Origin of the sequence: Sutterella parvirubra YIT 11816 (genome assembly GCF_000250875.1) — a bacterium.
GTDB classification, from domain to species: Bacteria; Pseudomonadota; Gammaproteobacteria; order Burkholderiales; family Burkholderiaceae_F; genus Sutterella; species Sutterella parvirubra.
Genome location: NZ_JH605004.1, coordinates 24,646 through 35,204, shown reverse-complemented (window position 1 = coordinate 35,204; position 10,559 = coordinate 24,646). Strand labels below are relative to the sequence as shown.

Genomic DNA, 10,559 nt, shown 5'->3' with positions numbered 1-10,559 from the left:
TCCGCGCTCCGCGGCCCAACCGGTCATTTCATTCCTCGACGGCATCTCTCCACCCCCGGCCTCGTGAAAAAAAATGTTGCGGCAGCCCTTGAAAAGACGCGGGCCGCCCCCATATGCGAAGCAAATGGTAAAGGAAGGAGGATCGACGACGATCCTCCGTTCATTTTCTTTTTCATATCGACGCCCGTCACGCGCGCGGTGCCGATTTCGAATTGAACATTTGGAGAAAGCCTCAAATGCAGATCCGTCCGTTGCATGACCGCGTCATCATCAAGCGCCTCGAAGCGGAAACGACCACGTCCTTCGGCATCGTTCTCCCGGACACCGCCGGTGAGAAGCCCGACCAGGGTGAAGTCGTCGCCGTCGGTCCGGGCAAGCGCGACGAAGCCGGCCGCCTGATCACCCCCGACGTCAAGGTCGGTGACCGCGTCCTCTTCGGCAAGTACTCCGGCCAGACCGTCAAGGTCGACGGCCAGGAATACCTCGTCATGCGCGAGGAAGACATCATGGGCGTGCTCGAATAAGCCCGCACCCGTCCGCATTCAACGCATTCACATTTGAAGGAAAAGAGAAATGGCTGCTAAGCAGGTTCTTTTTGGTGACTCCGCCCGCGCGAAGATGGTCCGCGGCATCAACGTGCTCGCCGACGCCGTGAAGGTCACGCTCGGCCCGAAGGGCCGCAACGTCGTGCTCGAACGCGCCTTCGGCGGCCCGACGGTCACGAAGGACGGCGTTTCGGTTGCGAAGGAAATCGAACTCAAGGACAAGTTCGAGAACATGGGCGCCGCCATGGTCCGTGAAGTCGCCTCGAAGACGAGCGACAACGCGGGCGACGGCACGACCACCGCCACGGTGCTCGCCCAGGCGATCGTCGACGAAGGCATGAAGTTCGTCGCCGCCGGCATGAACCCGATGGATCTGAAGCGCGGCATCGACAAGGCCGTCGGCGCCGCCATCGAAGAACTGAAGAAGATCTCCAAGCCCACCACGACCAACAAGGAAATCGCCCAGGTCGGCGCCATCTCCGCCAACTCCGACGCGGAAATCGGCGACATCATCTCCGAAGCGATGGACAAGGTCGGCAAGGAAGGCGTGATCACCGTCGAAGACGGCAAGAGCCTGAAGAACGAACTCGAAGTCGTCGAAGGCATGCAGTTCGACCGCGGCTACCTCTCGCCCTACTTCATCAACACGCCTGAAAAGCAGGCCGCCGTTCTCGACAACCCGTTCATCCTGCTCCACGACAAGAAGATCAGCAACATCCGCGAACTTCTCCCCGTGCTCGAACAGGTTGCGAAGGCCGCCCGTCCGCTCGTCATCATCGCCGAAGACATCGACGGCGAAGCGCTCGCGACCCTCGTCGTGAACTCGATCCGCGGCATCCTCAAGGTCGTCGCCGTCAAGGCGCCGGGCTTCGGCGACCGCCGCACGGCCATGCTCGAAGACATCGCCATCCTCACGGGCGGCACGGTCATCTCGAGCACCGTCGGCCTCTCGCTCGACAAGGCCACGATCGAACAGCTCGGTTCCGCCAAGAAGGTCGAAGTCTCGAAGGAAAACACGACGATCATCGACGGCGCCGGCTCGGCCGAAGCCATCGAAAACCGCGTCAAGAACATCCGCACGCAGATCGACGCCGCCACGAGCGACTACGACCGTGAAAAGCTCCAGGAACGCGTGGCGAAGTTGGCCGGCGGCGTGGCCCTCATCAAGGTGGGCGCCGCGACCGAAGTCGAAATGAAGGAAAAGAAGGCCCGCGTCGAAGACGCCCTCCACGCCACCCGTGCGGCCGTGGAAGAAGGCATCGTCCCGGGCGGCGGCGTCGCGCTGATCCGCGCCAAGCTCGCCATCCAGGGCATCCAGGGCGACAACGACGAACAGAACGCCGGCATCCGCATCGTGCTCCGCGCGATGGAAGAGCCGCTCCGTCAGATCGTCGCCAACGCCGGCGAAGAACCCAGCGTCGTCGTCAACCAGGTCGCTCAGGGCTCCGGCAACTACGGCTACAACGCCCAGTCCGGCGTCTACGGCGACATGGTCGAAATGGGCGTTCTCGACCCGACGAAGGTCACCCGCACCGCGCTCATGAACGCCGCCTCCGTGGCGTCGCTCATCCTCACGACGGACTGCATGGTGGCCGACCTCCCGGTTGAAGAAAAGCCCATGCCCCCGATGGGCGGCATGGACGGCATGCCCGGCATGATGTGATGAACGGGCGGGCTTCAAGCCCGTCTCCCCTCAGCACGCCTTCGGCACGCTGAAACCCAAGAAAAGGGCGCTCTCCCACAAGGGACGGGCGCCCTTTTTGCGTCCGGAGGTCGCCGGAAGGCCCGCATCCTTCGGGACTTCCGCCCCCGCAGTGTTAAGATGAGCGGCGTTTCAAAAAACCCGGCGGCCCCGCAGGGCCGCCCACGCCGAGAAAAGGACTCCCCCTCATGACGTTCACCGAGATGCTCGAAGCCCGCTGGCAGGGCGCCGACACGCTGCTCTGCGTCGGTCTCGACCCCAACCCCTCGCGCTTCCCCGCGGAGCTTGCCGACCGCCCCGACGCGATTCTCGCCTTCTGCCGCGAGATCGTCGACGCGACCGCCGACCTCGTCTGCGCGTTCAAGCCGCAGATCGCCTACTTCGCGTCCTGCGGCGCGGAAGATCAGTTGGAAGAGCTCATCACGTACATCCATGAGAAGCACCCCGAAGTGCCGGTGATCCTCGACGCGAAGCGCGGCGACATCGGGAGTACCGCCGAGCACTACGCCCGCGAAGCGTTCGAACGCTACAAGGCGGACTGCGTGACGCTCTCGCCCTTCATGGGGTTCGACACGATCAAGCCGTACCTTGCTTATGAAGGCAAGGGCGCGTTCGTCCTCTGCCGCACCTCGAACAAGGGCGGCGACGACTTCCAGATGCTCACCGTCGACGGCGAACGGATCTTCGAGCGCATCGCCCGCCTGGCCTCTTCGGAGTGGAACCTCTCCGGCCAGTTGGGCCTCGTCACCGGCGCCACGTACCCCGCCGAGATCGCCTCGGTGCGCCGCCTGGCGCCCACCCTTCCGCTTCTCGTCCCCGGGATCGGCGCGCAGGGCGGCGACGTTGAAGCCTGCGTCAAGGCCGGGATCGACGCGAAGAAGGGCGGCATGGTGATCAACTCCGGCCGCGCGATCCTCTACGCAAGCCAGGGTGAGGACTGGCGCGAAGCGGCCCGTGCGGCCGCGGTCGCGACCCGCGACGCCATCAACGCAGCGCGCCGCTGATCCGCGGAGAACGGCAAGGGGCGCCGCAGCGCCCCCGCATGAAGAACGGGCCGAAGGCTTCCGCGCCGACGGCCCGTTTCGTTTCTCTTTCGCCTCTCCGCTCAGGAGGCGCCGGTCAGAAGATGATCACGACGTCGTTCGCGATGAGGTGCTCGGTCGTGAGCTCCAGGCTCGAAACCCAGAAGTCGCCCTCCAAGCGCATCGAGCCGTCGGCCGCGGCCTCCGTCTTCCACTTCTCGCCCAGCATCGCGTCCGGCACCGAGATCGTGAAGCGCCCGAGCGTGGGCGCGGCCCCGGGGCGCTCCGGCCCCACGTAGGCGAGGCGCCCCGCCATGCGGGCGGCGTTGCCGTCGCGCGCGAGGAGCGCTTCGTCCAACTCCCAAACGAGACCGTCCCGCATGAAGGCGTCTTCCAAGGCGGAAAAGGCCACCAGGAGCTGCGCCTCCGTCAAGCCGCCCAGCACCGCACCCGCGGAGACGACCCGCATGCGGCGAAGAAGTTCGTCCGAGATGCCGGTCAACCGGCTCGTCATCGCGAAGCGGTCCCAGGTGCTGCCCTCCGACGTCGGATTCATGATCTCAAGCGTCACGGTCTCCGTGCGGCGCACGTCGTCCAAGACGCCCGCGCCCTCATCCTTCGCCTTGGGCTTCTCGGGCTCCAGCCCGTAGGCGAGCGCGAAGCGCTTCCCCGAGACGCCGCCCAGGAGGAACGCGCCCGTCTTGAGGTTCAAGGTCTTGTAGTGCTCGCCCGTCGCGCGGAGCATCTCCATCTTCGCGACGACGGGACCGTCCGCGCCCCCGGCAGCGGGCGCCTGGCAGCGGAATCCGTCCGCTTCGAAGCTCCACGTGCGCATGTTCGTGCGAAGGCGCATGCCGTCGAAGGCGCAGCCCTCCAACCTGAAGGGCTTCACGGTCCAGGTGAAGTCCTTGGGCTCACCCGTGACGGAACTCGTGATCAGCCACTCGTCCGCCCAGTCCTGGACGCCCATCGCGGGGATGAGGCGCCCCAGACCCTTCGCCGTGTCGAGCTTCAACGCAATCTTCCCGCCCCAACCCACGGAGGCGGAGCCGCGCCAGTGGAAGGCGTCTCCGCCCACTTCGTAGGCGACGTCCAATTCGCGCGTCAGCCACGTGCGGCTCTTTTCCGTCACGCGGACGACGCCGCCCTCCAAGGTGATGCCGTCCGCCTCGCGGAGCCCATCGTCCAACTTCACGCTCTCCCAGTGGAGGAACCCCGCCGCGGCGGCCCCGGCCGCCACCGCCAAACCCACCCAAAAACCGGTGCCCGGCACGCGTCGCGTCATTCGTCAGTCTCCTCTCCGGCGGCCACGCGGGTCGCCAAAACCTTGTCGACGCGGCGCCCGTCCATGTCGAGGATCTCGAGGCGCCAACCCTGCCACTCGGCCACATCCCCTTCGCGGGGCACGCGTCCGAGCAGCCACATCATCACGCCCGCCAACGTGTTGTAGCGGCCGTGCTCTTCGTCCGGGACGCTCTTCAGGTGAAGAACGTCCTTCAATTCGGGGACGGGGATCACCCCGTCTAACAGCCAGGAACCGTCCTCGCGGCGGCTCACCCAGGCGTCGCCCGGTTCTTCCGGCTTGAATTCGCCCGCAATCGCTTCCAGGACGTCGCGGGGCGTCACCAGCCCCTGCACCTCGCCGTATTCGTCCACCACCAGGGCCATCGGCATGTCGGTGCGGCGGAAGTGTTCGAGGAGCTCCATCCCGGTGATCGATTCCGGCACGTAGCTGATGGGGGCGAGGCTCTGCGCGAAGTCCGCGCGCCCGTGGTCGATGATCTGCTGCAGAAGCGTCCTCGTCGAGCAGAAGCCCTTCACGTTGTCCAAGGACCCTTCGCAGACGGGGAGCCGCGAGCGGGCCGACGTGCGGATCTTCTCGATGTTGGTCTCGACCGGGTCTTCGAGGTCGATCCACTCGATGTCGGCGCGCGGGATCATGAGGCTCCCCACCTGGCGGTCGTCCAAGCGGAAGACGTTCCGCACCATGTCGCGCTCGGCCGTCTCGATGACGCCGCTCTCCTCGCCCTCGTCGATCATCGCGTGGATTTCCTCTTCGGTGACGCCCGCTTCCTCACCCTCACGCACGCCGATCGCGCGGAGCACCCGCGCGGTCGAGACGGAGAGAAGGTGTACGAAGGGCGCCGCGACGACGCTCAGCATGTGGATGGGACCGGCGACGCGGCAGGCGATCTTCTCGGGCGCCAGCTGGCCGATGCGCTTCGGGACCAGTTCCCCCAGGACGATCGAGAAGTACGTGACCAGCACGACGACGAGCACGATCCCGACCCCAGAGGCCGTCTCGGCGTTCATGCCGAGCGACACCAGCCAATCCGCCACGGGGCGCGCGAGCGCCGACTCGCCCACGATCCCCGAGAGGATCCCGATCGAGGTGATCCCGACCTGAATCGTCGAGAGCGCGCGCGTGGGGTCGGCGTTCAGCTCCTTGGCGCGCGCCGCGCCCGGTGCGGCGTCGTCTTCAAGGACCTGCAGACGCACGCGGCGGCTCGTGACAAGCGCGATCTCGGAGAGCGCGAACCAACCGTTCAGCCCGATCAGCAGAAAAAGGATGAGGACGTCGAACCAACCCGACATAGATCTTCCCGGAGTCTCGTGAGGGCGTCCCCGACACGGGGACGCGTAAGGTCGAATTTAGTCGAATTCGCAGGGCATGGTGGCGGGGTTGACCCCGCCCATCATGGCGATCAGCCCCTGGAGCGCCGTACGGGCCGCGCCCCAACGCACCGCGTCGCGGCTCCCTGTCACGAGAATCCGTCGCGCCGCGGTGACGATCTCCCCTTCGGGAGTCTTCTCACCCCAACCGATCCAGACCGTGCCGACGGGCGTCTCGGGCGTGCCGCCCGTGGGACCGGCGACGCCGGTGAGCGCCACGGAGAGGGTCGCCCTGCTTTTCGCCAGCGCACCCCGCGCCATCGCGCGGGCGACCGCTTCGCTCACGACGCCTTCGCGTTCGATCTCGTCCGGATCAACGTCCAAAAGCTCCGTCTTCGAGACGGTCGCGTACGTCACGAACCCGCGGTCGAACCACGCGGAGGAGCCCGCGACGTCGGTCAAGGACGCCGCGACGAGGCCTCCCGTGCAGCTCTCCGCCGTCGCGAAGACGTGCCCGCGCTCGCGCGCCGTTTCGCCGGCGAGCGCCGCCGCCAATGCCGTCTGGTGTCTCAGTTCGTCCATGGTCCTCCCTCGGGTCCTTTCTTTCGTGTGCGTGGTCGTGTGTGGTCTTTCCGGAGCCTTCGTCGTCAGACGGGCCAGAAGCCCAAAAGCGCCGCCGCGATGCGGATCGTGAGCCAAGCATAAAGCGCCGCAAAGAGGTCGTCGATCATGACGCCCCAGCCGTTCTTCATGTGACGGTCCAACCAGGAGACGGGCCAGAACTTCAGGATGTCGAAGACGCGGAAGGCCGCAAAGGCCGCGGCCCACCACGGCCACCCGGCGGGCACGAACGCGCAGACGAGCCAGACGGCGACCACCTCGTCGATGACGACGCCGCCGTGGTCCTCAATCCCGGTTTTGGCGGCCACCGCGTCGGCGGCGAACGCTCCCAAGACGCAGAAAAGGACGGCGAGCGCCACCCAACCCCAGGTCGGGACGACGGAAGCGAAAACCGCGAAGACGACCGCCCCGGCCAGCGTCCCCCAGGTCCCCGGGCCCGGGCGCATCGCGCCCGCGCCCCCGAAGGTGGCGAGCACCGTCGCGGGCGAGGACCAGCAGAATCTGAGCGTGAAGGGATGCTTCCGCGTGGGGGACGCCGCCCCGTATTTGGCTTTGAGATCCGCCGCCATCAGGCTTCCTCCGCCGCGAAGTGGTCGAACCCCGCGGTGATGGGAAGAAGCCCTTCGCCCGAGCGGACGACGAGCGCGGTCGAGGTGCGCTTTTCAATGCGGCCGATCCGGGTGACGAGGGTGTTCGTTGCGACGCCGATCGCGCGCACGCGGTCGGCAAGTTCGGCCGGTGCCGTGAAGACCAATTCGTAGTCGTCGCCCCCGGAGAGCGCCGCTTCGCGTTGGCGCAAGGGCGTCATCGACCGCAACGCGGTCGAGCGGGGCACGAGGTCGAAATCGATTTCGGCGGAAACCCCCGAGCGGTCGAGGATGTGCCCGAGGTCGGCGAGGAGCCCGTCGGAGACGTCCGCCGCGGCCGTCGCGACGTCAAGGAGCGCCTGGCCGAGGGCCAACCTCGGCACCGGGCGGTCCATGCGGGCGTAGAGCTGCGGGAGGGCGTCGGGCATCGCGTCCCAGTGCCCCTGGCGGCAGCGGAGCGCCGCGTAGGCGTCCCCCACCGTGCCCGAGACCCAAACGTCGTCGCCCGGCTTCGCGCCCGCGCGGGTGAGGCCCTTCCCTTCGGGGAGGTCCCCCATCGCCGTGATGCTGATGACGGCGGGGGAATGCCGCCCGTCGGCGACTTCAGGGGTTCGCGTCGTGTCGCCTCCAAGGAGTGCGCAGCCCGTGCTCTGCGCCAGGGCCATCATCCCGCGGGAGAAGTCGGCGAGCCACCCGTCGTCGCGGCGGGGGAGCCCGATGGAAAGAAAGAACGCGCGGGGGACCGCCCCCGCGGCGGCGAGGTCGGACAAATTCACCGCCAACGCCTTGTACCCCACGTCCTCGGGGTCGGCGTCGGGGAGAAAGTGCGTCCCCAAGGCCGCCATGTCGCAGGTCACCGCGATGCGGCGGCCGCCGATGTCGATCAGCGCGCAGTCGTCCCCCGGACCCTGGCTCGTCCACGCGCCGAAGGGCGCATGCGTGAAGAACTGTTCGATGATCTGAAATTCACCGCGTTGGGTCATGATCCCCCAAGCCTCCTTCCAAACAAAAGGCCGCCCGGTCTTCGGACGGCCTTTCTTCAAAACGTTCGGCGGGCGTGCGTCCCGTCCCGACGGACGTCAGGACGCGGGCGTTTCGGCGCCGACTTCGTCCTTCCTGACTTCGCGCGCGACGCGCTCCAGAACGGCGTTCGTGAAGCGGTAGCCGCTCCCGAATTCCTTCGCGAGCTCGACGCTTTCGTTGAGAACGACGCGCCAGGGCGTCTGCGGGCAGCGCAGAAGCTCGTAGCTCCCGACGTAGAGCACGGCATGCTCCACGAGCGAGACACGCTTCAGGTCACGGTCCACGAAGGGCGCGAAGGTCCCTTCGACCACGTCGGCCTGCGCGAGGATCCCCGTGAGGAGTTCACGGAAGAGCTCGCGGTCGCAGTGCTCGAAGTCCGAAGGCAGGATGTCGCAGCCTTCGAGCTGTTCGCCCTCGTCGTGAATGAGGCCGCCCAGGTGCTCTTCGATCTGCAGGGCCGTGAGCGTCTTGTCCGCGAGCCACTGGTAGAGCCCGAGGAGCACGAAGATGCGCGCGAGATGACGGGGCGAACGCTGGCGGCGGGTCGGATGAACCTTCTCCGTCATGCTTACTCCTCGTCGCCGTCAAAGTCGTCGACCTGGACGAATTCCTTCGCGAGATTCGCCATTTCGACGGCGCAGCGGGCGCAGTCGCGGCCCTTCATGTCGAGGCGTTCCTGAGCCTGTTCGTCGTTTTCGGTCGTGAGCACGCCGTTGGCGATCGGGATGCCGTAGTCGAGCGCGATGCGCGTGATGCCGGCGCCGGACTCGTTCGAGACGAGTTCGAAGTGGTACGTTTCGCCGCGGATGACGGCGCCCAAGGCAATGAGGGCGTCGTATTCGTCGGTGCCCGCGAGCTTCTGGAGCGCGAACGGGATTTCCAGGGCGCCCGGGACGCTCACCTTCGTGACGTCCTCATCCTGCACGCCCAGCTTGCGGAGTTCGTCCATGCAGGCTTCGAACTCACCGCGGCCGGCGTATTCGTTAAAGCGGGCCACCACGATGCCGATGCGCAGATCGGTGCCGTCCAACGAGGTGGGAACAATGTCAACAGCCATGGATGTCTCCTGAGGTGCCCGGGCGCGAACCGGCGCTCCGGGCGAGGAATTCAATTGAAAAGTCCGACAAGGCATCCCGCCCCATCGGACTCTCCATTTTAGCGCGTTTGCGGGGCGCTTTGCCCGCTGAAACGGCGCCCCGTGGGGCGCCTTCAGCCTCAGAAGAGCGAGTCTTCGTCCTTGAGGCTCATCATGCGCTCGCAGTAGCGGGCGATGAGGTCGATTTCAAGGTTGACGTAGCTCTGGGCCTTGAGGTTCTTCAAGGTCGTCACCTCGACCGTGTGCGGGATGAGGTTGATCGAAACCAAGGTGTCCAAAGCGGTGTCTTCGACCGAGTTGATCGTGAGCGAGACGCCGTTCACCGTGATCGACCCCTTGTAGGCGAGATACGGAGAGAGCTTCCTCGGGGCGCGGATGACGAGCTTCCAGGATTCCGCGATCTGCTCCATCGATTCGACCTGGCCCACGCCGTCGACGTGGCCGGAAACGAGGTGGCCGTCGACGCGGTCGCCCAAACGCATCGCCTTTTCAAGGTTCACTTCGCCGAACGTGTCGAGGCCCGTCGTCTTCGAGAGACTCTCGGCCGAGACGTCGATCTTGAATTCCTTGTCGGTCTTCTCGACGACCGTCATGCAGGCGCCGTTGACGGCGATCGAGTCGCCCACCTTCACGTCTTCCAGCCCCAGGTCGGGGGCGACGATCGTGAGGCGCACGCCGTTGCCGAGGGGTTCGGGTTCGCGGACTTTGCCGACCGCTTGAATGATGCCGGTAAACATGGCGTCAGTTTCTCCTACAGATGATTCGGATGTCCCCGCCCGCGAGCACGTCCGCGCTCACGGTCTTCCAGCGCGGCGCCGCGCCGGGGGATTCGGGGCGCGCCACCGCCGCGACGGGGAGGCCCTCCCCGAAGAAGCATGGCGCCTGATAGATGATGAGTTCGTCGACGAGCCCCGCGTCGAGGAGCGCGCCGTTCAAACCGGCCCCCGCTTCGACGTGGACTTCGTTCACTTCCGCCCCGCCCAACATGCGCATGAGCGCCGCGAGGTCGACGTGTTCGGGATTGTTCGGGTCGGGCAGGACGACGACTTTGGCGCCGGCGGCTTCGAGCGCCGCGCGCTTGCCCTCGTCGTCCTTCGCCGTGACGATCCAGACGGCGCCGCCCGGCGTGTGAAGGATCTTCGCCGAGGGAGGCGTCTTCATCCGTCCGTCGACGACGACGCGAAGGGGCTGCCGGGTGGTCTCCACGGGCCGGTCGGGCAGACGCACGTTCATCTGCGGGTCGTCCGCCAGAACCGTGCCGATCCCGGTCAGCACCGCGCCCGACCAGCTCCGATAGCGGTGGCCGTCTTCGCGCGCGGCCGGGCCCGTGATCCACTGCGAGCGCCCGTC

13 protein-coding genes are annotated in these 10,559 nt (G+C 66.6%); 4 read left to right on the top strand and 9 right to left on the bottom strand.

Annotated features, from left to right (window positions below):
- From HMPREF9440_RS11705 to pyrF, 4 genes are all read left to right on the top strand, one after another.
- Positions 1–216, top strand: a 216-nt coding sequence (locus HMPREF9440_RS11705; RefSeq protein WP_216586073.1) for a hypothetical protein, incomplete at its 5' end; no start/stop codon positions are given.
- A 20-nt stretch (positions 217–236) separates the two neighbouring features.
- The gene (locus HMPREF9440_RS08305) at positions 237–524 is read left to right on the top strand and encodes a co-chaperone GroES (protein WP_008543261.1); all 288 of its coding nucleotides are present in this window, start codon (positions 237–239) and stop codon (positions 522–524) included.
- A 49-nt stretch (positions 525–573) separates the two neighbouring features.
- Complete coding sequence (groL, locus tag HMPREF9440_RS08300; RefSeq protein WP_008543259.1) at positions 574–2,208, top strand: chaperonin GroEL; 1,635 nt, start codon at positions 574–576, stop codon at positions 2,206–2,208.
- A gap of 227 nt (positions 2,209–2,435) precedes the next feature.
- Positions 2,436–3,251 (top strand): orotidine-5'-phosphate decarboxylase, encoded by an 816-nt coding sequence (pyrF, locus tag HMPREF9440_RS08295; RefSeq protein ID WP_008543258.1) that lies wholly within the window; start codon positions 2,436–2,438, stop codon positions 3,249–3,251.
- Positions 3,252–3,366: 115 nt separating this feature from the next.
- On the opposite strand, the gene HMPREF9440_RS08290 is transcribed toward pyrF, so the two are convergent.
- The 9 genes from HMPREF9440_RS08290 to HMPREF9440_RS12175 form a co-directional block, all read right to left on the bottom strand.
- Positions 3,367–4,554, bottom strand: coding sequence for a hypothetical protein (locus HMPREF9440_RS08290; protein ID WP_008543257.1), 1,188 nt, complete (start codon positions 4,552–4,554; stop codon positions 3,367–3,369).
- Positions 4,551–5,864, bottom strand: a complete 1,314-nt coding sequence (locus HMPREF9440_RS08285; protein WP_008543256.1) for a hemolysin family protein — start codon at positions 5,862–5,864, stop codon at positions 4,551–4,553. The genes HMPREF9440_RS08290 and HMPREF9440_RS08285 overlap by 4 nt, the downstream gene beginning before the upstream one ends.
- Positions 5,865–5,921: 57 nt before the next feature.
- On the bottom strand, positions 5,922–6,464 hold the full coding sequence (locus tag HMPREF9440_RS08280) for a CinA family protein (protein WP_008543255.1): 543 nt from the start codon (positions 6,462–6,464) through the stop codon (positions 5,922–5,924).
- Positions 6,465–6,529: 65 nt separating this feature from the next.
- Entirely contained in the window at positions 6,530–7,072 is a 543-nt protein-coding gene (locus HMPREF9440_RS08275; RefSeq protein WP_008543254.1) for a phosphatidylglycerophosphatase A family protein, read from the bottom strand.
- The gene (thiL, locus tag HMPREF9440_RS08270) at positions 7,072–8,073 is read right to left on the bottom strand and encodes a thiamine-phosphate kinase (protein WP_008543253.1); all 1,002 of its coding nucleotides are present in this window, start codon (positions 8,071–8,073) and stop codon (positions 7,072–7,074) included. The genes HMPREF9440_RS08275 and thiL overlap by 1 nt, the downstream gene beginning before the upstream one ends.
- A 96-nt stretch (positions 8,074–8,169) precedes the next feature.
- Positions 8,170–8,679 (bottom strand): transcription antitermination protein NusB, encoded by a 510-nt coding sequence (gene nusB, locus HMPREF9440_RS08265; protein ID WP_008543252.1) that lies wholly within the window; start codon positions 8,677–8,679, stop codon positions 8,170–8,172.
- A gap of 2 nt (positions 8,680–8,681) precedes the next feature.
- Entirely contained in the window at positions 8,682–9,170 is a 489-nt protein-coding gene (gene ribH, locus HMPREF9440_RS08260) for a 6,7-dimethyl-8-ribityllumazine synthase (protein ID WP_008543250.1), read from the bottom strand.
- Positions 9,171–9,328: 158 nt separating this feature from the next.
- Positions 9,329–9,946 (bottom strand): riboflavin synthase, encoded by a 618-nt coding sequence (locus HMPREF9440_RS08255; protein ID WP_008543248.1) that lies wholly within the window; start codon positions 9,944–9,946, stop codon positions 9,329–9,331.
- Positions 9,947–9,950: 4 nt separating this feature from the next.
- The coding region (locus tag HMPREF9440_RS12175) for a RibD family protein (protein WP_008543245.1) at positions 9,951–10,559 on the bottom strand (609 nt) is incomplete at its 5' end.